The following is a 23184-nucleotide window of genomic DNA, read 5'->3' as shown; positions in this document are numbered from 1 at the left end:
ATGACAGCCCATAATGAATTGCATTCAACTGGCAATCTTTTTGAAACGCTCAACCCGCCACAACGTCTGCTTATGGGACCGGGTCCAATCAACGCGTATCCGCGCGTACATCAAGCTATCTCTCAATCACTGATTGGACAGTATGATCCTGTCATGACAGGTTACATGAACCAAGTTCAGTCGCTGTATCGTGGTGTGTTTTTCACCCAAAACCAACAAACTATGTTGGTGGATGGTACCGCGCGCTCTGGGATTGAAGCGGTTCTCGTTTCAGTTCTTCAACCGGGCGATAAAGTCTTAGTACCAGTCATTGGACGATTTGGTCATCTGTTGTGTGAAATAGCACAACGTGTGGGTGCCGTGGTTCAAACCATTGATATTGAGTGGGGAGAAGTGTGTCCAGCAGAAAAAGTCGAGCAAGCAATCAAAGCGTTTAAACCGAAGTTACTTGCCACCGTTCAGGGTGATACATCCACAACCATGAATCAGCCGTTGCAAGAGATGGGTGAGATTTGTCAACGTCACGGTGTTCTGTTCTACTGTGATGCTACAGCATCCATTGCGGGTAACGATCTTAAAGTCGATGAATGGCATTTGGATGCAGTATCGGCGGGTTTGCAAAAATGTCTCGGTGGTCCCTCTGGTTCGGCACCTATCACTTTAAGTGACCGATGTGCGGAGTTGATCAATCGACGCAAACACGTTGAAGCGGGTATTCGTGCCGAACACCATACCCAAGGTGAAGATGCGATGATCCAGTCGAACTATTTCGACTTAGCAATGATCATGGATTACTGGGGGCCAGAACGTCTTAACCACCATACAGAAGCGACCAGTATGCTATACGCGGCTCGTGAATGTGCGCGACTCTTCCTTGAAGAAGGTCCTGAAAAGGTTATTGCGCGCCACAAACAAGCGGGTGATGCTATGGCTGCAGGTTTACGTGCGATGGGGCTTGAGCTGTTCGGTAATCAAACCTATAAGATGAATAACGTCGTCGGTGTGTATATTCCGGTAAACGTGAATGGTGATGAGGTTCGACTCGAATTGTTAAACCGATTTGGTATCGAAATAGGTACTTCATTTGGCCCACTGCATGGAAAGATTTGGCGAATTGGCACTATGGGCTATAACGCTCGCCAAGAGTGTGTATTGTCAACTTTGGCAGCGTTAGAAGCGCTGCTGATTAAGCACAAAGCGAAAATCGATCCGGGCCAAGCTGTTGCTGCGGCAATGGCATTTTATCAGTAGTAGGAGTGGTATGACGGTTCTTAATCAGATGGAAGGACAAAGTCGCGCTGCACGACTTATGGAGCAAGCAGATGTGCTAGCTTCACTCAGCGAGAGTGACACGGGCTTAACGCGTGCGTATTTAACGCCTCAACATCGCGCGGCACATGACCAACTCGCACAGTGGATGCAACAAGCAGGTTTACAAACTTGGCAAGACAGCGTTGGTAACCAGTGGGGCAGAAAAGTTTCAGCGAACCCAACTAAGCCAACGTTGATCTTAGGTTCTCACAGTGACACCGTCGTTAACGCTGGTAAATACGACGGTAATTTAGGAGTTCTGTTAGCGATTGAAACACTGGCGGCGCTTCGTGAGGAGAGCTTTCCGTTTCACATCGATGTTGTGGCCTTTGCTGATGAAGAGGGCACACGGTTTAACACCACGTTAATTGGTTCGAGTGCAGCCGCGGGTTGTTTCGACCCGAGCTGGCTAGAGGTGGCTGATGCGAACGGTGTCACCATGGCACAGGCGATGCGAGAGTTTGGTCTTGACCCAGCAAAAGCGGGCAGTGATGCACGTAAGGCGCAAGAGGTACAAGCTTATCTGGAAGCGCATATTGAACAAGGTCCGGTACTTGAAGCTGAGAATTTAGCTGTTGGAGTGGTGACGGGTATTGCCGGAGCGAAGCGTTTTCAATGTGAAGTGACTGGTATGGCTGGGCATGCTGGAACTGTTCCTGTGCATTTACGTCAAGATGCGATGACTGGCGCTGCTGAAATGATTTTAGCGATTGAGCAACTAGCCAAAGACCAAGGCGTTGTAGCAACGGTGGGCAAATGTGAAATCGTATCAGGAGCAGTTAATGTGATTGCTGCCAAAGTGAAATTTACAATTGATATCCGTAGTGCATCTCAGTCAGCGTTAGAAAACGCAACCTATGAAATGCTGGTACTGCTCAAACAGATTGCTAAGAAACGAAAACTCACTTTTGTTGGGGAAAACATCTACAAAGCAAAAGCGGTTCAATGTAACAACAAGCTCCAGCAGAAGTGGGCTTCTGCGATTGAAAAAGTCACTAAGTCGTCTGCCCGTTTTCTGCCGAGTGGAGCAGGACATGACGCTATGGTAATGGCTGACTTGACCGACACGGCAATGTTGTTTATTCGCTGTGAAAAAGGCATCAGTCACAACCCTAGAGAACAGGTGTTAACGTCAGATGTAGAGATTGGCTTGACTTGTTTTATTGAGATGATTAAAAGCTTTAACGTTTGATTAAAACGGGTTATTCACCCTCAACAAGATATAAAAAGAACCCCACATGAGTGGGGTTCTTTTTTGGCTTAACCGATTTCTTTTGCTTCAATTAAACTCGCGGTTTTCGCTTCATAAGCGTGCTCAAACGCTTTAAGACGTTTGTAGATAGAAAGCAGCTCTACAATTCGTGGTCCATGAGTTCACCAAGTATTGGAAAGAGTTTTCTACTTGGTTGAACGCATTCATGATTCGCTGCATTACACCCAGAGTAAATGCGCCAGCAACGATCGACGGAGCAAGTGCGATAAACGGAATAAATGCACCGAACTGTAAGTAACCGTAGCGAACTACGTTGAAGTACACATAGTGCATGTAAAGCTTGAAATAGTTTTGGCGAACATTACCGAACAGCTCTTCCAACGTCAGTGGGTGCGCGCGGTCTTCATAGTCTTCACCGTAAACCAGCTCTTTACGATACGCCGCTTCAACTCTCTGGTTGTTAAATTCCAGGCCCGGTAGTTTGATACCGGCAAAAGCAAGCAGTACAGTACCAAAAATTGACCAAATAATAGCGACGAAAACCAACGCTTGAGGGACTTCACCAACAAACGGAAGGGTCGTAACGTAACCAGACAAGCCCCAAAGAATGGGCAGGAAGGCGATCAGCGTCATAATAGAGTTGAGCAAGCGAACGCCTAAGCTTTCCATAATGCTGGCAAAGCGCATAGTGTCTTCCTGAATACGCTGCGCAGCACCTTCAATATGGCGCACATGTTCCCACCTTGAGGTGTAATGCTCGGTCATAGCCGTGCGCCAACGGAACACAAAATGGCTGACAAAGAAGGCGTTGCCTACTGCCACCATAATCGCGATCATCAACAGTACCATTACCGTGGAAAGCTCAGAATAGAACTCAGCGAGGGTAATACTGTTAGGCGCTGTTAATGCTTTTTGAATCAGGTTGTAAAAGTCACCGTACCATTCGTTTAGCATGACGCTGACTTCCACTTGGAACCAAGTGATAAACACAATCAAGCCTGAACCAAGTACTGACCATTTTGCCCACTTTTGTCCGCCGAGCATCATCCAGCCACCAATAAACAATGCATAGCACAGCGTCATAAACTGATAGAGCCAAGCATTAATCGCGGACTGTGTCGCGGCTTGAAATTCTGCCGTGGCCGCCTCACTTGCGCCTTCAGCTAATGCTGGTGGGTAATCGATACCGAAAATATGAGCCAGACTAAGGTGAGGGCCAAGATCCTCAATAACGGTATACCAGCCAATAACACAAACGAGAGCCCAAAGAACAAAGCTCAGAAAAAACAATTTGGGTTTTGGAAAAAAAGAACTAAACACGGCAACTTCCTTTTGATGAGAACACGCAATACCCAGCCTTTAAGAATTTGAGTCAGGGTATCTTTGATTTCAGTATATTACTGACCGCATAAAATACGATTAGTTTTATACACATCGTAATTTAAACCATTTTAGACATGGCTTGATTTGTAAAAAAACTATTAATTGGTGTTAATGAGTATTTAATCCAACAAACCTCTTTTCTTACAGGTTCAATCTGTTTTAGTATCAGAACACTAAGTATTGGACATGCATCTCACATCGCCAGCCCAGACTTAACGGACTTATCTTTAGTAGTAATTTATTTGTAGGAAAACATATGGCGGCTTTTGGTACTGTATTCATGCCTAAGATGGCATTAGCAACATTCGAAAATAATCAATGGTCAGACGCAGAGATCGTAGCATCTGACAGCATCTCTCTACACCCAGGTGCGCACGTCTTACATTACTCAAGTACGTGTTTTGAAGGTTTAAAAGCATTCCGTCATGAAGACGGTAGCGTGCACGTCTTTCGAATGGACCAGAACGTCGAGCGTTTTGCGCAAAGCAGCCGACTGCTTTCTCTACCAGAAGTAAACAAAGAACAGCTTTCAAAGATGATCGTTGATGTTGTTGCTGAGTTTGCATCAGAAGTACCAGCGCCTCCGGGTTCTATGTACATTCGTCCAACTCATATTGGTACAGAAGCAGCGGTTGGTAAGGCGGCAGCTCCATCACTATCTTCGATGATGTATGTGCTGCTTTCTCCAGTGGGTGACTACTTTGCTGGTGGCGCTACAGCTTTGCGCTTACTCCTAGACGAAACGGGTCAACGTTGCGCTCCTCACATGGGTATGATTAAGAGTGGCGGTAACTATGCAAGCGCGCTTTCTCCAACATTAGAAGCGAAAACAAAATACAAAGCGGATCAAGTTCTGTTCTGTCCAAACGGCTACATTACAGAAACAGGCGCAGCGAACTTCCTGTTGGTTGATGGCAACGAAATTATCACTAAAGCTTTGGATTCTAGCTTCCTACACGGTGTCACTCGTTCAAGTATCCTGACTATCGCTAAAGATCTGGGTATGACAGTAAGTGAACGTGAAGTATCTGTAGAAGAACTTCTAGAGCGCGCAGCGAAACCGGGCGTAGAAGCAATGCTTTCTGGTACTGCAGCGGTTCTGACCTCTGTAGGTACTCTGATTCACAACGGTGAAGATGTGAAAGTAGGCAATGGTGAAGTGGGTCCAATTGCACAGAAACTTCGCCAAGCACTGAACGACATTCAGTGGGGCAAAGCGCCAGATACGCATAACTGGCTAACTAAGATTGCTTAGTTCAATCTAGCCAATAGTTAGAAACTAAACCATTAGAAAGCCAGCGATTATTCCGCTGGCTTTTTTGTTTTTCATCCCTAAAACCCGGCTTATGATGCTTTATTTGGTTGTTAATATTTAGTTACAAACAACATTATCCCCATCATGTGCGGCTGCTTATAGTTATTTGTCTATAAAATTCTGTCACTTACCTTTGTTTAATCATAATCATCACACCAGTTTATTAAAAGTGAATGTTAATAATTGGTATATCAATTGCTGTTAGTTCTCGTCAACGTTACAGGTTAAGCCAAACTGGGAAAGAATGGCTTTGAGGTTTCCTGTTATTGGCTTGGTCACTTTTTAACTGACTAAACAATAAGTTACTTATATGGATGACTAACTCATTCCTTTCTCTATATTTCTGAGCTTTGCTCCAGAAATGATTTGTGAAAGGGCTTTTACTACTATTCACATTGACGGGATATGTATGTTTGGCAAAAAATCAAAAATGGCATTGCAAAATGCAAATGAAGAAATCGCAAAACGCGATTCATTATTCGCTTCAATTAGTGACAGCGTTGCTGTGATAGAGTTTACTCCTAGCGGAGATATTTTAACCGCTAATTCACTGTTTCTTGGCGTTGTTGGTTATCAACTCGCTGAAATCACAGGCAAACATCATTCCATTTTCTGTAGCAAAAACATTAGTCAATCGAAAGAATACGCCCAATTTTGGCAAGATCTCGCCAATGGTATCCCTCAGTCTGGAGCTGTTGAGCGAGTAGGGAAAAGTGGTCAAACTGTATGGTTAGAGGCAACGTATTTTCCAGTTAAGCACTCTGGTAAAGTTGTTAAAATTATGAAGATAGCCTCTGATATTACTGAGCGGCGTTTAAAGGATGAAGCACAAACGAACCTTATCGACGCACTAAACCGTTCACAAGCAGTGATCGAATTTGATCCATCAGGAAACATTGTTGATGCAAACGAAAACTTCCTAAGTCTGTTTGGTTACAAGTTGTCGCAAATAAAGGGACAGCACCACAGAACGTTATGTCATAGCGAGTTCTATCAAGAGAACCCACGCTTTTGGGAAGAGTTAGCCAAAGGTATCTTTAAATCCGGTCAATTCTTACGGAAGGACAGCTATGGTCAAGATGTTTGGCTTGAAGCTACTTATAACCCAGTGATAGACCGCTTCGGTAAAGTGACAAAAATCATTAAATTTGCGTCAAACATAACACATGAAGTGAATAAGAACCTCGCTGTTAAAGAGGCATCAGAAATCGCATTGTCAACGTCTGTTGAAACCTCACAAATTGCAAAGCAAGGAGCCGCTCTTTTGAATGACTCTGTCGAGATCTCAACACAAATCGCTGACGATGTACGTGTTACTTCAGAAAAAGTACAAATGTTGAATGTTCAGTCTCAGAACATTTTTAATATCGTTTCGATTATTAGAGGCATTGCAGAGCAAACCAACTTGTTGGCTCTTAATGCAGCGATAGAAGCCGCACGTGCCGGAGAACAGGGACGAGGATTTGCTGTGGTAGCTGATGAGGTTAGAACGTTGGCATCGAGAACCAGTCAGTCGACTGCAGATATCGCGAGTGTGGTCAGTGCCAACCAAAAGTTGACTGAAGATCTATCAGTTTCAATGGAAAACGTGGCAAGTATTTCTGGTATGGGTAAGGATAAAATAACAGAGGTGTCGGCAGTCATGGATGAAATCTATCGTGGTGCGGAAAATGTATCAAAAACCGTTATGCGTTTATCTGAGAACTAGTTTCGTGCAGTTCTCTCATTGAGATAAAAAGCCAGCGATTATTTCGCTGGCTTTTACTTTTGCTGTCATTGACGCCTTAGATTATCCGTACGCTACGCTAGGGAACCACAGCACCAATTGCGGCCAAGCAACCAAGCAAACCAAAGCCACCAACTGGATAATGATGAAGGGTACTACGCCACGGTAGATATCTTTCAAGGTTACGCCTTCTGGGCAAACCCCTTTAAGATAGAAAAGAGCAAATCCCACTGGCGGTGTTAGGAAGCTGGTTTGAAGCGCCATGGCGACCAGCATTACAAACCAAACCAGTGACGGATCATCAACCACGCCGTGGCCGTCAAGCTCGATACCTAAACTTTTCACCACAGGTGCAAGTAATGGTAGCGCGATTAAGGTTATCTCTATCCAATCTAAGAAGAACCCTAGGAAGAAAACGATCATCAAAATAAACGCAATAATGCCGTACGGACCAAATGGTAATCCACTTAGGAAACTTTCGATCAGCTCGTCACCACCCAGTTCGCGCAATACCAGTGCGAAACACGATGCGCCTAAAAAGATCATAAAGATGTAGGCTGTCGTGCCATAAGATGCCAGCACTACTTCTTTCGCCACTTTCAAATTGAGCTTCTTGTTGTAGGCCGCAAGTAATGTTGCCCCCAGTGCACCAATGCCCGAGGCTTCAGTTGGTGTCGCAATACCGGCAAAAATAGAACCTAGTACAACAAAAATGAGCAGTACAGTGGGTGTGATGTCCTTAAATACGCGCAGAATCAAGTTCCACTCAACAGGCTGAATGTTTTCCGGAACCGGAGCTTTAATAGGGTTCATCTTGCCGACAATCAAGATGTAAATGATATAAAACAGCCCCAAAAGCAGACCCGGAATTATGGCACCCATAAACAGGTCGCCAACAGACAAGCCAAGCTGGTCAGCCATAATCACCAACATGATTGATGGTGGAAGGAGTATCCCTAATGTACCTGCAGACGCGACTGTGCCGAGAGCAAGAGGTAGGTGATACCCTTGACGCATCATGGTTGGTAATGACATCACCGCTAACAAAACAACTGAAGCACCAATAATACCAGTGGAAGCGGCGAGAATAATGCCTATTGCCATTACAGTCACCGCAAGTCCGCCATGAACTTTCCCAAACAGAGCCTGCATGGAAGCCATCAATTTTTCGGCGATCCCTGATTTATCAAGCATGTTACCCATGAAGATAAACATAGGAAGCGCAACCAAAATCCAGTTATCCATGATTTTGTAGATACGATTCACCACTAAACCTAGGCTAGTGAAATTTAATCCAGTAAACGTATCGAGATAAATATCAGCGAGGTATCCTACGCCCGCGAAAAAGACGCCAATACCACCCAAGACATAGGCTACGGGAATTCCGGTAAACAAAAGCAAGATAAACGAGCCAAACATCGCGATGACAATCCACTCATTTGGTTCCATGGTTATTTCCTTTATAAATGATTTCTAAATTGCGTAGCACTTTCGCCAGCATTGAAAGCAATAGCAGTGAGAAACTGATTGGAATAACGCTTTTGATCAGCCAGCGAAAAGGTAAGCCAGACGGAGAAGCGGAGCTTTCATTGACACGCCAAGACTCATAGGTGAATTCGTAAGAATGGATAATCACCACAATCACAAAGGGCGCAGCCAAAAGTAGCAGGCCTAACAAATCAATCAGCGCTTTCTTGCGCTCGCTAAATTTGTGGTAGAAAAGGTCGACCCGCACGTGCATATCACGGACTTGTGCGTAAGCCGTACCGAACATAACGGCGGTGGCGTACAGATGCCATTGCAGTTCTTCTAAGGTAATCTGACCGTTAGAAAACACTTTGCGCAGAATGACTTGAAGAACAATTACACCAATAAGAATGACGTTGGTCCAAGCAATAAATTTACTCGCAGACTGAACGATTCTTTCGATGTGGTAGTAAACAGGGATAGGTGGGGTTGAGCATAACACCTTACTCATTGCTTTCTCCTTGCCTGATTAGGGCTGGATTTCGAATCCAGCCCGTATTTCCGATTTATATAAGGATTACTCTAGAGTTGCGCGTGGTAGGAAACCATTCGCTTGCCACAAAGCATATCCTTGACGGAATGTGCTTAGGTCTGCCCAAACTTTATCGAAGAAAGGATCCGCAGATTTTTTCTCTTCAACCACTTCTAACCATGTTTTCTTAAACAGATCCAACATCTCCTTGTTCCAGTAACGGATTTCTACGCCATTCTGTTTGGCTTTTTCCATCGCGGAGAACTGCATCGCTTCACCTTCAGCAATGGAGTAGGTCATGGATGCCATACAGGTTGTTTCAATAGCGTCATGCTGGGTTTGGCTCATTTCGTTCCACGTATCTTTGTTAATCAGCAGTTCAAAGATGGTGGATTGTTGGTGCCAGCCTGGGAAATAGTTGTATTTAGCGACTTTGTAGAAGCCTAAGCGCTCATCAATGGCTGGTTGAGAGAACTCAGACGCATCGATAGCGCCTTTCTCAAGTGCACCGAAGATTTCGCCTCCCGGAAGCTGCACTGTACCGGCTCCAAGTTTCTCCATCACGGAAGCACCTAAGCCAAAGAAACGCATGTTTAAGCCTTTCAAATCTTCAGGCTTTTCAATCGGTTTTCTAAACCAGCCTGAAGATTCAGGTGAAATAATGGCGCAAGGCAGAACCTTTACGTTGTAACCACCTTGGTCATACATTTCTTGGTAAAGTTTTAAGCCGTTTCCGAAATACATCCAAGCCATGTATTCACCCGCCTCAGGGCCAAAAGGAACGGCAGAAAATAGCGCTGAAGCAGGCAGTTTACCTTGCCAGTAACCTGCTGTTGAATAACCAGAGTTCACTTTACCCGTTGATACTGCATCTAAAATTTCAGCGGGATTCACCAACTTCCCCGGTTCATAAATCTTCATTTTTATCGTGCCACCAGACGTTTGGCTGATGTGGTCTGCGTACCATTGAATCGGTGTGCCCAATGCAGGCAAGTGGCTGCCAAACGCAATAGGGGTTTTGAGCAGGATCTTCTTGTCCTCAGCGTGTGCACTTAGCGAGAGTCCAACTGACGTTAAAGCAATGGCAGTTGCAATGGCAGCTTTTTTCAAGTTCATAACGTAATCCTTGTTTGGTTTTTTATGTGCGAATAAATGTGAACGTTTCGTATTTAATGATGTTAAATGGATGTTACATTTGAGCTGAGTATAAGCAGGGGTAAACGGATGCTCTATTGGTGAAATTGCGCAAATTGTGTCGGTAGTTTGTGCAGTTATCAGCGAAGAGAATCCGTAAAACTACGTATAAGAATTGGAAGCAAATATGGGCTTTGTTCGGAACAGAAAGCTAACCGTTAACATCATTTTATTGTCGATTGTTCCCTTGATTATTGTGGTGGCGATTGTCGCTGCTATTCTTTTTAGCCAAGCAAAACAATTAGTTGAAGACCAAGTTCAACTAACACGAAACAATATACTGGCCGCGAAAAAACAAGAACTGAAACAGTACGTAGAAATGGCAGTGAAAAGTATCATGCCTTACTACCAAGATGAGTCGTTAAGCGATGAAGATGCGAAGCAGATAGTTGCTGAAAAGTTGAGCCAGTTAACATATGGCGTGGATGGTTATTTTTTTGCTTATAACTGGAAAGGTGACGCGATTGTGTTGCCTTATCAACCCGAACGGATCGGTCTTAACTGGTGGGAAGTCGAAGATGTTAAAGGCAAGAAACTGTTACAAGAACTGATTCGAGTGGGTAGAGCCGGTGGCGGTTTTGTTGATTATTTATGGCACAAACCGTCAACCAAAGAACCATTGCCCAAGCTCAGTTACGCCATTTCATTAGATAAATGGCAATGGATGGTTGGGACCGGCGTGTATCTCGACGACATCGAACATCAAGTCGCCCACATGCAAAACGGCTACGATCAAAACGTAGGCAGAACTAGCAGTGCCTTGTTCTTTGTTATGCTTATTTCCATTTCTGTCATTGCTGCTCTAGGTGCTTCTTTAAATCTAAATATACGACGTTTAGCCAATGAACAGTTGAGCGTGTTGAATCAGCAGATCGTTGACTCTCAAGAAAACGAACGTCAGCGAGTATCTCGAGAACTGCACGATGGTGTGAACCAACTTTTAGTCGCCGCTAAGTATCGTCTGGACAATGTGGGCAAAGAGCTCCATCAGGAAAAGCAGGTGAACGAGTTGAATGCAAGCAAGAAAGTGATGGAGCAGGCGATAGTTGAACTGCGAAGGATCTCCCGCGACTTGCGACCTCCGCAACTGGATGACTTAGGTTTGGTTGCGGGGATTGAAGCTTACATCAACGACATGCGTCAACGAACAGACCTTGAATTGGTATTTGAGCACGACATTGATGGTGTGGAGATGCTGCAAGAGGTTGAAACTACTTTGTATCGCGTCATTCAGGAAGCGGTGCATAACGTAGAAAAACACGCTCAGGCACAAGGTGTCGACATCATTATGCAGCGTGAAGGGCAACTGCTGATTTTAACCGTGAGTGATGACGGAATCGGTATCGCACCCACTATAGTAAAACCGGGTAAACGCAATAAACCAAATTTGGAACACATGGGGTTACAGAATATGAAGGATCGTATTCATGCCATTGGCGGAACGTTTGCTGTATCGAGCATTCCGGGCGAAGGTACAGAAATTCGCGTCAGCTTAAATATGGAGTTTGTATGATTAAATTGGTACTTGCCGATGATCATCGCTTGATGCAGGACGGTTTGAAATCACGTTTGGAACGAGAAGAGAACCTTGAAATATTGTCGTGCGTCGGGACCGGTGCGGATGCGCTAAAAGCAACATTAACACTCAAACCAGACGTGCTTTTGTTGGACATTAATATGCCCAATATGAATGGTATTGAGATGTTAGAGAAGTTGTCCCAGTCTAAGTCGCAAACGGCGGTCATCATGTTGTCGATGCACGACAGCAAAGACTATGTGGTTCGATCGGTGAAAGCTGGAGCGAAAGGGTATGTGCTAAAAGATGTCGGTTCTGAAGAGCTGGTGATGGCAATCAATCAGGTTGCTCAGGGGCGTTCTTATCTTTGCCCTCAAGCATCCGACCGTCTACTTGAACAAATCAACGACAAGCCAGAGCCAAAAGACGATGAACTGTCCAAACGTGAGTTTGATGTTCTCAAGCTCATAGTCAATGGGGCTTGCAATAAAAATATTGCAGACACCTTGCACATCAGTGTCAGAACCGTTGAAACACATAGGTTGAGAATTAAGAAAAAGCTCGGTGCCACATCCACAGCAGCGCTGGTTAAGCTCGCATTAGATAAAGGGTTGGTAAGCTAATGACGGGTAAATTGCTGTCCAGCCGCCAGCCTATCTTAGACAAAATTGTCTTTTTCTGTGCGGTACTGAGAACCGGTTCATTTCGAGAAGCTGCGATACAGCAAGGGATTTCTCCTGCAGCCGGAAGTCGTTGGGTGAAAGAGCTAGAAGAGGCGATGTCTGTCGAGTTAGTCAAGCGAAGTACTCGTCAATTGGTGGCTACTCAAGCTGGACAACTGCTTTATGAGCGAATGTCTCCTCTATTGCCAGACATCAATAATCTGTGTGAAGAAGTACAGAATCTAGCTGCTCAGCAGCTAGGAGAAATTAAGATATCTTCAACGCCACTGTTTGCTCGCCAGTATTTGACGAAAATTGTTGCGGAATATATGGAAAAGCATCCACAGGTGCACTTTCGAATCTTCATCGAAGCGGGGGATTTTGATCCGCTCACTATCGATTTCGCATTTAGAGCGACAGCGAATTACGACGGCGATATTTCTCCTGATTCTCTGCTTGTACGCAAGAGAGTGCTCACCGAGCCACTTTATCTTTGTGCGTCTAAAAACTATTTGCAACAACACGGCATGCCTGAAACGCCGGAGTTTCTATCACAGCATCGCTGCCTGTATGCAAGGACGTTGTTGGGTGGAAACCGCTGGAGTTTCGAACTGAATGGCAAGCAAGAGTTTGTCACCATTCAGGACACTTTAGAGTGTGACAACAGTGAAATGTTGCTTGATTTTGCAATGGCGCATGCAGGGATCGCGTATTTACCTCATTCACTGGTGCATAAATGTATTGAAAGTGGTGACCTGATTCAGATTTTGCCTGACTACCGATGTGCCAGTTTTGATATCGACCTTTTGTATCGTCCCCGAGCGCCGATGCCGGAACGTTGCGTTCGCTTCAAACAGTATCTACTGGAACGCGTCGCCTCAATGCGAAACGAAAATAGTCGTCAATGCCAATGATTGTTTCAGATTCGAAATTCACAATCTCTATATGTGCAATTATCAAATTCCATCTTTATGTCTAACCTGAAATTCATCGAATCAAGGAAGGTGAATTGTGGTTACGAAACTAACGGCAGAGCAAGCTGCACATTGGATTGAAGACGGGCAAACGCTCATGCTTGGTGGGTTTATTGGCAGTGTTGTGCCTGAAGCTATCGAGCGAGCAATTGGTGAACGTTATCAGCAATCGGGTTTTCCTAAGGATCTCACACTGGTTTTTGCTGCGGGTCAGGGGGATGGTAAAACCAAAGCCATCAACCACCTAGCACAGCATGGGCTAGTGAAACGAGCGATTGGTGGACATTGGGGGCTGGTTCCCAAACTGCAACAGCTGGTGGTGGACAACCTAATTGAAGGTTACAACTTACCGCAAGGCGTGATCTCTCATTTGTTACGAGATGGCGCTGCAGGTAAGCCGGGCTTGATGACTAAGGTGGGATTGGGCACTTTTGTCGATCCTCGCATTGAGGGCGGTAAGCTGAACGCTATTACCTCTCAAGACTGGGTTCGCGTTGTCGAAATTGATGATGAAGAGTATCTGTTTTACAACAAAATCCCCATTGATATTGCGATTTTGCGCGGTACTACTGCCGATGAAAACGGCAATATTACGATGGAGGATGAGTGTTTGATTGTTGAAAGCCTTGCTGCTGCGCAAGCTGCGACTAATAACAACGGGAAGGTGATCGTTCAGGTTAAACAAGTTGTACCCGCCGGAACGTTAGATCCTCATCAAGTCAAAATTCCGGGCATTTTTGTCGATGCTGTGGTGGTGTGTGACGATCTTAACGAGCACATGCAGACATTTGCTACCCAAATGAACCCTGAGTTTGTCGGGCGTGGTCTTAAATTACCCCAAAACTCCGATGCGCTTTCCACTAGTGAACAACCGATAAATGCGAAAACCATTATCGCTCGCCGAGCTGCGATGGAATTGAGAGAGAATTCGGTGCTCAACCTTGGTATAGGCGCGCCTGAATACATAGCCAAAGTGGCACAACAAGCTGGCATTCTAGACAAATTCACCTTAACGGTGGAACCGGGTGCTGTGGGTGGTTCTCCAGCCAGTGGACTTGACTTCGGAGCTTCAGCTTTTCCCGAAGCTATTATCGGGCAAGACCAAATGTTTGATTTCTATGATGGTGGCGGCGTTGATCAAGCCTTTCTCGGGCTTGCCCAATGTGATGCAAAAGGCGACATCAACGTTTCCCGATTCGGTACCAAAATCGCTGGTTGTGGTGGGTTTATCAACATAACTCAAAACGCCAAAGAAGTGTATTTCTGCGGCACTTTCACGGCTAAAGGTTTAGATGTTCAAGTTGAAGGTGGGCAACTGCAAATCATCAATGAAGGTAATCAGAGCAAATTTATCTCCCAAGTTGAACAAATTACTTTCAGTGCTAATCAGGCATTAAAAGCCAATAAGCCGGTGCTATACATCACTGAAAGAGCTGTGTTTCGGATGGTAGAACAAGGTATTGAACTGATTGAAATAGCCCCAGGTATCGATATTGAGCGCGACATTCTTCGTCACATGGCTTTTAAGCCTTTCATTAGTCCTGAGTTAATAACTATGAACAGCGCGATTTTCCAAACCAAATTTTCATTAAACCTGCACTCTGATTTGATATCAGGTGCAGATTAAATCCCTATATTTCAATAAAAAAGATAAAAGAAAGGTCAGTAACTATGTTTCAAAACAAGGTATGTATTGTCACCGGTGCAGCTCAAGGAATCGGTAAAGCGGTTGTTGAGCGCTTTTATACTCAGGGTGCTGAAATGGTCTACGCATTAGATATGAATGATAAGGCTTTGATGGAAGCGTATTGTCACATGGAGCGCGTGGTTCCTGTCACCATTAATATCTGTGACAGAGCCGCAATAGCCGAGCTCGTTACCAGCATTCAAGCCCAGTTCGGGCGAGTAGACGTACTCGTCAATAATGCCGGCGTTACGCGAGACGCGCTTATCGACAAAATGACAGAAGCGGATTGGGATTTAGTTATTGATGTCAACTTAAAAGGGGTATTCAACGTTACTCAAGCGGTTGCTCCTTTAATGATGGAAAACAACTATGGCTCAATTGTGACCATGTCTTCTGTCGTGGGTACAGACGGAAACATAGGCCAAAGCAACTACGCAGCGACCAAAGGTGGCGTTATTGCTATGAGTAAGAGTTGGGCGAAAGAGTTTGCACGTAAAGGCGCACAGGTCAGATCAAACTGTGTAGCACCGGGCTTTATTGAAACGCCGATGACGGCGGATCTTCCTGAAAAAGTTCTCAATATGATGAAACAGAAAACACCGCTAGGGCGTATGGGAACCACTGAGGACATCGCTAACGGCGTAGAGTTTTTAGCCAGTGATAAGTCGAGTTTCATTACTGGACAAGTGCTAAAAATCGACGGTGGACTGGTGCTCTAATTGGGAAACGAAGTTATGGAAAACAAAGTTTATATTGTTGCAGCTAAACGTACGGCGATAGGCTCATTTTTGGGAAGCTTAGCGCCATTGTCAGCAGTGGAGCTAGGTTCTGCGACCATTAAAGCCGCATTGCAACAGGCAGGAGTAGCACCTGAAAGGGTGGACGAGGTGATCGCTGCAAATGTGCTCAGTGCAGGACAAGGACAAGGTGTCGGGCGTCAGGCTGCTATTCAGGCTGGTATTCCCGCAGAAAAGCCCGCTTATACGTTAAATATGATCTGTGGTAGTGGCATGAAATCCATATTGAATGCAGTGAATGCCATTCGATCTGGTGATGCAGAAATAGTTGTTGCCACGGGAATGGAGAGTATGAGTAATGCGCCCTTTGTCATGAATGGCAACCTGCGTTCAGGTAACAAAATGGGCGACTTCTCTGCCATCGACACCATATTAAAAGATGGATTAACGGATGCTTTCAGCGGCATTCATATGGGCATAACAGCTGAAAACATTGCTAAGCAGTATTCAATTAGCCGTGAAGAACAGGATAAGTTTGCTTTAGCCAGCCAACATAAAGCGGAAGCCGCAATAAAAACAGGGCGCTTTAGTCAAGAGATCATCCCGCTTGAAATCAAAACGCGCAAAGGAAGCATTACGGTAGAAGTGGATGAACATCCTCGTTTTAATACGACGTTAGAATCGCTTTCTCATCTTCGTCCCGCATTTGAAAAAGAAGGCTCTGTAACTGCAGGCAACGCTTCCGGTATTAACGATGGAGCATTTGCTCTTGTCGTGGCAAGTGAGAGTGCAGTGAAACAATACGGATTGAACCCGTTAGTGGAAGTGGTATCCACAGGTCAGGGCGGCGTAGATCCAGAAGTCATGGGCTTAGGGCCTGTACCTGCGATTAAACAGGCGTTAAACCGAGCGAAGCTCAATCTTTCGGATATTGATAAAGTGGAGCTTAACGAAGCCTTCGCGGCGCAAGCTATCGGTGTTATGAAAAGCCTTGCTCAACAATACAATCTTGAATCAAATTGGTTTGAAGAACGCGTCAATGTGAATGGTGGGGCTATTGCTTTGGGGCATCCAATTGGCGCTTCAGGTGGGAGAATAGTCACAACCTTAATCTATGAAATGCTGCGTTCTCAATCTAAGTTTGGACTCGCTTCTCTATGTATTGGTGGTGGAATGGGAACCGCGCTGGTTCTAGAAAATCCTAACTAATCAGATCAATGAGTGACTGATCAGCTCCGAAAAGGAGCTGTTTTGATTTCTATTTAGTTTATAAAATTCAGATGGTTATGAACTTAAACAGGATGGCGATGAAGTTTGCTCAATAGCTGAAACGACATTCGATCTCGAGGTCGTCTATAAAATTGAGTACATCATTAGCTTCTAACATAGGCACGTAGTGGATGATGTATGGAGGAAACGGTTTAGGTTTGAGGATCTTATATGAAAATAAGTTATTAGAAGACCAATATTTACCTTCATAAATAACCATAAGTCGTTAGTATAAATTTTAGGATACGTATTAGCCATTGATTAATAATATAAATTAATTGTTATCAGAGTGAGTTTTATATATAACCGAATAATATCAATATAACTACTTAATTATGATAGAAAATTTAAAGATATTTTAGTATGTTATTGTTAAATATGTCTATATTAGTTCTTATACTTCATATTCATATGTTTTTATATATAACAATATGTTTATTAGGTTGTTTTTATTTTGTTGGTTTTTATTTTCATATAACAGGTGGTTTTTTGATTTAAAATTTACTTTCTTTTACCAATAATTATATTTATTAAACTTGATCTAAATCATTTTACTACTAAAGTATAGGTGTATGACCAACAATACCTTGGCTTACATTTACCATAGGAATTTATTTATATGATCTGTAAGTTGCTAAATTTCTTGGTAATGGGAAGGTAAAGCAAGTACCAATACTACTTACGATACTTTCATTGGTTAGTTCATTGTAAGGAAATATTATGAAAGCGTTAATCACCTTAGCATGCTCTATGCTAGTTGCGTTTACCGCTACAGCAGGACCCCGTGAAACTATTCATAGAGATGCAACTTTGTATTCCGACGCGTTTGCTTCCAAACAAGAAGCAATCGATGCTGGCTTCAACATGTATGAAGCTCTAGAAACAGCCAGCGACAGCGATTTACGATGGAAACTAAACACAACCGGAGATACAGTAATTGGCGGCACTATGGTTGTTGAAAGTGCACAAGTAAAAATAGAGGAGTTTCCAGCAAGCAGAGACGCTATGCAGTATCGTGCGATTGTAGAAGTCGATTACAACTACAAAGCAATTTCAGATAATTAATTTAACTTAAATCTCAGATCTGTTTGATACAGTGAATATATAGTTATTATCTATATCGAGAAGTACATTATAGTGAATACATACTTAGTTGATTACTATGCTGAAATAAAGGTGATTATTGTTAATCACCTTTTCAGTATTTCTTTTCGAGAATTTATATCGATTAATATTAACGGTAATCTATTAACGATAAACAAATTTGTCTTGCTTGCCATTTTTACTTTCAGATTTAAACTTATCAGAAATCCTGTCCAATTCTAATAAAGAATAGCTGTGTTCACTAAAGTTGAATACGTTTAATGATAAAGCAAGCTTATAAACACATAGCGCTCTTTTAATATCGCCATTGGCCATATAGTTCTTACCTAAATAAAAGTATGCTTCGGTGAACTTTTGTGCCATCACGGTATTGTTTACTGTGCTGTTGACAATATAATTTGAGATATCTTCTTCACTTACCTCATTTAATATAATGCCTACTAGCATCCATTCCCATTGGTCTGTTTTGTTTTCATAAGTTGATTTTAGTCGGGTAAGAGCAGCATTTTTATCTGACTCAGATTCAATGATATAGAGCCATAATGCGCTGAAAGGGTCACTAGGATTACTTTCGTAGTAAGTTCTCATGTCTTCTAATGCGAGATCAGGTCTTTTACCATAGTACTGAGCAACAGCTCGATTAAATACGGCGCTTAAATTTGAAGGGTCAAGTTCGATGGTTGAATCGAAAGCTTGATATGCCGTATCAAATTTACCGATTTGCGTATAGTACATACCGAGTAAGTTATAAACATCGGCTTGTCTTGGATTAATTTCTAATGATTTAAAATAATCCATTCTGGCAAGGTCTCTTAAGCCCATACTGTCGTAATAACGACCACGATCTAGGTATATCTGGGCTTTATCGTCAGTTTTAACTTTGTCTCCAGACAGGAGTTGGGTCAGCTCTGCGATATTGTTTTCTGCCAATGCATTCGGCTGTAAAGGGACTGCCATGGCAGGATAGCTCTCTTGCTGGGCAGCGACTGTTGTATTAACAAGTGTATCGACTGAACCGACCGGATTACACCCAGTAATAGCAACAATACTTACACACAGAAAGCCGAACTGTTTAAACATAAATCTACTCCTTCTTACTTCCGCATACCCGATGGAAGTAACGTCGGCACCTTTATAGCACAAAAAGTGACCAATTAGTCAACTGTTGAGTGTTTAATCATTAGTGCAATCACAGTTCCTGGGTTTCTGAACTTAAAGGGACACCTAACAGTATGAAATCAAAGAAAATGTTTTTAAGTGTTTGATATTTTTTGATATTGTTCGGATTGCTAAAAGTGTAGGGGGAGATTCATTGGCGTTCGCAGAATTGGTTCGCTGGTTTATTTTTCCATCTATACGTTCCTTTGCTGTCACTTTTGCTAAGGAGCGACAACGATCAGTAATGAGACATTAAACGACGTGTATATGTGCAGAGTAGTAAATCTTCCAAATTTCGATTGTTTATTTCTATAGAATTTACTCAGACTCGAAACTTAAAAACCTAGTTGTTCAGTTCAAGATAAACACTATTGAGATCGTTAAACTGTTGGTGAATCTCTTTAGACGCTCTATCAACGCAGTCGGTTTGTTCTGCAATACCACGAATGATTTCCAGAACCGATGATATGGCTTCTGAGTTTTTCTCCAACTCTTCTGCTTTGGTCATTGCCATTTCAATATTGTCGACTAATGAATCAATACTGGCGTGGGAGGAGGTCACCACACCACGACCGCGCTCAATATGAACGGCTGCTGATGTTGATTCATCGGAAGTAATTACCATAACATCCGCCATCTGAGCATCCGCCAGCGATATTTCGCTGGCAGCACTCATGATAGAATCACTGGATTCAACTAACTTTTGTGTGATGGCTTGTGGAAATCAACCTTAAATGCCAAAGAAAGGAAGTTTTCGTCACTATCTGGCATCACCTGATAGCCAAGTGATTTATAGAACTTTGTCGCGGATTCATTACACACAAAGCTTGATAGCGTCACCTGATTTCGATTTTGCTTCCTAGCTATTTCATGCACATGCTTCATAACCTTTTCACCGAATTTCCTCTTTTGAAACTCTGGAAAAATAACGAGCATATGTACATGGATTGCATCTTCATAAGGCTTAAAACAAAGCATGCCAACGCACATTTCTTCAACATAAATCCAATTAAACCAATGAGGATCATATTCATTTATCAAACGTTCACGCTGAAAGTCATCACACCAACCAAAGACGGTATCAACGTGCGAGTAAAGTCCTTGTTTCACAACAGAAAACAAAGTATCGAACTCTTGGTTTTTTACTGGTACTAAGTTGATTTTCATGTTCATCAGGACGCTCTGATTAATTTGAAACTATATCTATAAACTAAGGATTAAAAGTAATCTGGTATTGAACTTTCAATCATCGAACCTTCTTTTACTGCACACATGCAGTCTGAGCCATTAACACTGACAAAACCAAGATTCTCGTAATACTGACGCTCAATATCACTGTGCAAGTAAATTGATTTACAACTTGGATTCTTGAACAGCTCTCTTTTAACCAAGTTTATCAACGTCGAGCCATAGCCCTTGTTTCGTTGCTCAAAAATCGTTGCAAACGAACCAATGCCAAAGCTCCCTTCTTTGAGACCAAAGAGACCACTATAGACGATGAGGGAAGAGACAAGCTGCTCACCTGCGACTAGCACATACCAATTGCCAGATTGATATTTTTTGCTGTTCCGGCAATCAGTTAAGTATTCCTCAAAAGGTTGACCATCATTCCAAACATCAAACCCCATTGAATAGACGATGTCTAACTCAGATACCTTGGCTTTTCTTAAGTACATCCTTTTAAGCCCCCTAATTTAATACAGCTATATTCCGTTATTAGAAAAAGTAGGTCAATTCATACCCAAAGAAGGCTGCCTCAAATTTCGAGTTAGTAATGAAAGGGCATAAGTGTTCCTGTCATCACTGCTTGAAACTATGGTCAATAATTAACTACTAAACGATTTTGTTGTTTGCTTAATCTCATCGGAAATATTTCGAAGACAGCGCCTAGCACTTTCACTTACTCCCGATAATTGATGGAATCCGTGGATAACACCTAAGTACCGTTCACAATATGCTTCTACCCCAGCATTGAGTAATTGTTTATAACATTGCTCGCCTTCATCTCTTAAAGGATCAAACTCTGCCGTAATAATGTAGGTTGGTGGTAGTCCGTTAAAATCTGCAAATGCAAGTGGGTTAAGCTCTGGATTTTGATTAATCGAGTCTTTTTCCATGTTAGCGGTGTACATTGCAAACCCCGAAAGCAGCATATCCGCTGTTATAACGTAGTCTGTACCGTTTTCGATGTAACTAACCGATTTTCCGAAGGGATCCAGCATTGGATAAATCAATATTTGCTTTTTAGGAAGCCAGTTTTGGTGTTGTTTTAAACGTATAGATGTAGTTAAGGCTAATTGTCCTCCAGCGCTATCTCCAACGAAAATAATCCTGTTTGTATCACCACCGCATTTGCTTGCGAACTTTTTTATTGCAAGCACTGCATGGTATACGTCGTCATGCGCTGCTGGATAACAATGTTCGGGCGCTAAACGATATTGAATACAGATAACTATGCTGTTAGATAAACTTGCTATCTGTCTCAATTGCTGTTCGTGAGTTTTAAATCCTCCACTGATAAAACAGCCACCATGGAAATAGATAGTAATGGGTAAACCCATTGTGTTATTTGGCTTGTATATTTTGACTGTAGTTCCGTTAAGCTCATCAATGAACTCTTCAAACATCTCAGGACTACTGCCAGATAAAGCGGTGCTAGATAAGTAACCAGCCCTTCTACTATCGATATCAAAAGTCGAAGGACATTGCTTTCCTTCAGCAATGAAACCCTCGACCAACTCTCTGATTCCCGGTTCTAATTGGTTAAGCACTGATACCACCTATGGACACTCAATTATTTTCAATAATTGTGCGCCACTAGTGTATGTATGTACAGTAAAAATGCCTTTGAACAACAGAAAAAGCCATTCAAAAAATATGAGACGACGCTGGTAGCCATTTTGAACCAAGACTAGTTCGAGCTTTTGAGAACGTAATTGATAAGATTCTAGAGACCAAGATAAACACTTGTATTTAAATATTGTTACTTGAACTTGCCAAATTTTTCAGTAACAAAGTCTAAAAAGACTTTCACTCGTTCAGGCTGGTAGTCACCTCCACGGTAGAGAGCGTTCAACGGATACTCAAGAGGCTTGAAACCGACATCAAGCTTTTTCAGTAGTCCCTTTTTCACATAAGGTGCGGCGATAATATCGGGTTGATAGCTAGCTCCGACGGCAGATAGTGTCAATTGACGGATCATCCTTGGACTGTTGCTTTTGAAAATGGCGTGAACGGCAAGACTATTACCGCTATTGCTCTGGTTCGAAGAACTGCTCACAGGCCAACGAGCGGTGGGATGAAGGTTAGTATCTATAAGGCATGGCAATTGTGACAAATCAATATCACGCTCATATTGCTTTGCTAAGTCTGGAGTCGCATACACCGAACTTTGAAGTGACATTATCTTACGATATTTTAAGTTGGAGTCCTCAAGTTCACTGGCACGAAAAGCGATGTCTATGGCTTGTTCCACCAAATTAAGTTTTTGATTGGTAACAATCATATCAATCTGGATATCTGGATAGCGCGCATAAAATTCAGGAATAAGAGGGCTCAATAATTCCTCTGCAAATCCCTGAGAAGCGGTTACACGTAAAGGTCCAGCGACATCTTTATTGTTTGAGTGCAGTTGTTGATATAGCTTATCAAGGTTGGCCAAAACCTGTTGCGCTTGAAGGTAGTACTCTTGACCAGACTGATTGACTGAAAGCTTTCGGGTAGTGCGATGAAACAGTTTAACTCCGAGCCGCTCTTCAACCTGATTAACGTATTTGGAAGTAAGAGATTTAGATATCCCTAAACGTTCTGAAGCAGCAGTAAAAGAGCCAGTCTCTATCACTGCCACAACTGTTCTCATTCCATCGATAGTATCCATAAATTGTCAACATATTGGAAATTATCATTCCATGTTAGCGGGGTTTTTCTTCTTAGCAA

The 23184-nt window shown here is 43.0% G+C and carries 21 protein-coding genes; 11 read left to right on the top strand and 10 right to left on the bottom strand.

Annotated features, from left to right (window positions below; translation table 11 throughout):
* Both HUO09_RS09915 and HUO09_RS09910 read left to right on the top strand, forming a co-directional pair.
* Entirely contained in the window at positions 1–1251 is a 1251-nt protein-coding gene (locus HUO09_RS09915; protein ID WP_167412721.1) for an alanine--glyoxylate aminotransferase family protein, read from the top strand.
* Positions 1252–1261: 10 nt separating this feature from the next.
* Positions 1262–2503 carry an allantoate amidohydrolase gene (locus HUO09_RS09910; RefSeq protein ID WP_223159385.1) on the top strand — a complete coding sequence of 414 codons (1242 nt, stop codon included), beginning with the start codon at positions 1262–1264 and terminating at the stop codon, positions 2501–2503.
* A gap of 132 nt (positions 2504–2635) precedes the next feature.
* Here HUO09_RS09910 and sbmA read toward each other — a convergent pair whose 3' ends face one another.
* Complete coding sequence (gene sbmA, locus HUO09_RS09905) at positions 2636–3844, bottom strand: peptide antibiotic transporter SbmA (protein ID WP_373563689.1); 1209 nt, start codon at positions 3842–3844, stop codon at positions 2636–2638.
* A 319-nt stretch (positions 3845–4163) separates the two neighbouring features.
* Between sbmA and HUO09_RS09900 the strand changes: the two genes are divergently transcribed.
* Both HUO09_RS09900 and HUO09_RS22545 read left to right on the top strand, forming a co-directional pair.
* A complete protein-coding gene (locus tag HUO09_RS09900) occupies positions 4164–5162 on the top strand; it encodes a branched-chain amino acid aminotransferase (RefSeq protein ID WP_188233869.1) in 999 nt (332 codons plus the stop codon).
* A gap of 469 nt (positions 5163–5631) precedes the next feature.
* Positions 5632–6930, top strand: a complete 1299-nt coding sequence (locus HUO09_RS22545; RefSeq protein WP_188233868.1) for a PAS domain-containing methyl-accepting chemotaxis protein — start codon at positions 5632–5634, stop codon at positions 6928–6930.
* A gap of 81 nt (positions 6931–7011) precedes the next feature.
* Here HUO09_RS22545 and HUO09_RS09890 read toward each other — a convergent pair whose 3' ends face one another.
* From HUO09_RS09890 to HUO09_RS09880, 3 genes are all read right to left on the bottom strand, one after another.
* Complete coding sequence (locus HUO09_RS09890; protein WP_167412716.1) at positions 7012–8397, bottom strand: TRAP transporter large permease subunit; 1386 nt, start codon at positions 8395–8397, stop codon at positions 7012–7014.
* The gene (locus tag HUO09_RS09885) at positions 8384–8926 is read right to left on the bottom strand and encodes a TRAP transporter small permease subunit (RefSeq protein ID WP_188233867.1); all 543 of its coding nucleotides are present in this window, start codon (positions 8924–8926) and stop codon (positions 8384–8386) included. The genes HUO09_RS09890 and HUO09_RS09885 overlap by 14 nt, the downstream gene beginning before the upstream one ends.
* 66 nt (positions 8927–8992) lie before the next feature.
* Complete coding sequence (locus HUO09_RS09880; protein ID WP_167412714.1) at positions 8993–10063, bottom strand: TRAP transporter substrate-binding protein; 1071 nt, start codon at positions 10061–10063, stop codon at positions 8993–8995.
* A gap of 205 nt (positions 10064–10268) precedes the next feature.
* Here HUO09_RS09880 and HUO09_RS09875 point away from each other — a divergent pair, with 205 nt between their 5' ends.
* From HUO09_RS09875 to HUO09_RS09845, 7 genes are all read left to right on the top strand, one after another.
* Positions 10269–11654, top strand: a complete 1386-nt coding sequence (locus tag HUO09_RS09875) for a cache domain-containing protein (protein ID WP_188233866.1) — start codon at positions 10269–10271, stop codon at positions 11652–11654.
* Positions 11651–12280 (top strand): response regulator transcription factor, encoded by a 630-nt coding sequence (locus HUO09_RS09870; protein ID WP_188233865.1) that lies wholly within the window; start codon positions 11651–11653, stop codon positions 12278–12280. The genes HUO09_RS09875 and HUO09_RS09870 overlap by 4 nt, the downstream gene beginning before the upstream one ends.
* Positions 12280–13233 carry a LysR family transcriptional regulator gene (locus HUO09_RS09865; RefSeq protein WP_188233864.1) on the top strand — a complete coding sequence of 318 codons (954 nt, stop codon included), beginning with the start codon at positions 12280–12282 and terminating at the stop codon, positions 13231–13233. Before HUO09_RS09870 ends, HUO09_RS09865 begins: the two co-directional genes overlap by 1 nt.
* A 97-nt stretch (positions 13234–13330) precedes the next feature.
* Positions 13331–14920: a CoA-transferase gene (locus HUO09_RS09860; protein WP_188233863.1), complete on the top strand. Its 1590-nt coding sequence runs from the start codon at positions 13331–13333 to the stop codon at positions 14918–14920.
* A gap of 44 nt (positions 14921–14964) precedes the next feature.
* A complete protein-coding gene (gene fabG, locus HUO09_RS09855) occupies positions 14965–15699 on the top strand; it encodes a 3-oxoacyl-ACP reductase FabG (RefSeq protein WP_188233862.1) in 735 nt (244 codons plus the stop codon).
* A 15-nt stretch (positions 15700–15714) separates the two neighbouring features.
* Positions 15715–16926, top strand: coding sequence for an acetyl-CoA C-acetyltransferase (locus tag HUO09_RS09850; protein WP_188233861.1), 1212 nt, complete (start codon positions 15715–15717; stop codon positions 16924–16926).
* A gap of 780 nt (positions 16927–17706) precedes the next feature.
* Positions 17707–18051: a DUF3316 domain-containing protein gene (locus HUO09_RS09845; RefSeq protein WP_188233860.1), complete on the top strand. Its 345-nt coding sequence runs from the start codon at positions 17707–17709 to the stop codon at positions 18049–18051.
* Positions 18052–18234: 183 nt separating this feature from the next.
* Here the strand turns inward: HUO09_RS09845 and nlpI are convergent, their stop codons facing one another.
* From nlpI to HUO09_RS09815, 6 genes are all read right to left on the bottom strand, one after another.
* Positions 18235–19170: a lipoprotein NlpI gene (gene nlpI, locus HUO09_RS09840; RefSeq protein ID WP_188233859.1), complete on the bottom strand. Its 936-nt coding sequence runs from the start codon at positions 19168–19170 to the stop codon at positions 18235–18237.
* 421 nt (positions 19171–19591) lie between these two features.
* A complete protein-coding gene (locus HUO09_RS09835) occupies positions 19592–19924 on the bottom strand; it encodes a hypothetical protein (RefSeq protein ID WP_223159384.1) in 333 nt (110 codons plus the stop codon).
* Between the two features lie 20 nt (positions 19925–19944).
* Positions 19945–20415 (bottom strand): N-acetyltransferase, encoded by a 471-nt coding sequence (locus tag HUO09_RS09830; protein WP_188234151.1) that lies wholly within the window; start codon positions 20413–20415, stop codon positions 19945–19947.
* 50 nt (positions 20416–20465) lie between these two features.
* On the bottom strand, positions 20466–20924 hold the full coding sequence (locus HUO09_RS09825) for a GNAT family N-acetyltransferase (protein ID WP_188233858.1): 459 nt from the start codon (positions 20922–20924) through the stop codon (positions 20466–20468).
* Positions 20925–21074: 150 nt separating this feature from the next.
* Complete coding sequence (locus tag HUO09_RS09820) at positions 21075–22019, bottom strand: alpha/beta hydrolase (RefSeq protein WP_188233857.1); 945 nt, start codon at positions 22017–22019, stop codon at positions 21075–21077.
* A 212-nt stretch (positions 22020–22231) separates the two neighbouring features.
* A complete protein-coding gene (locus HUO09_RS09815) occupies positions 22232–23125 on the bottom strand; it encodes a LysR family transcriptional regulator (RefSeq protein WP_223159383.1) in 894 nt (297 codons plus the stop codon).
* Positions 23126–23184 lie beyond the last annotated feature (59 nt).

The organism is Vibrio sp. Y2-5 (assembly GCF_014596725.1).
Classification (GTDB): domain Bacteria; phylum Pseudomonadota; class Gammaproteobacteria; order Enterobacterales; family Vibrionaceae; genus Vibrio.
This window is presented reverse-complemented; position numbering and strand designations above follow the sequence as displayed.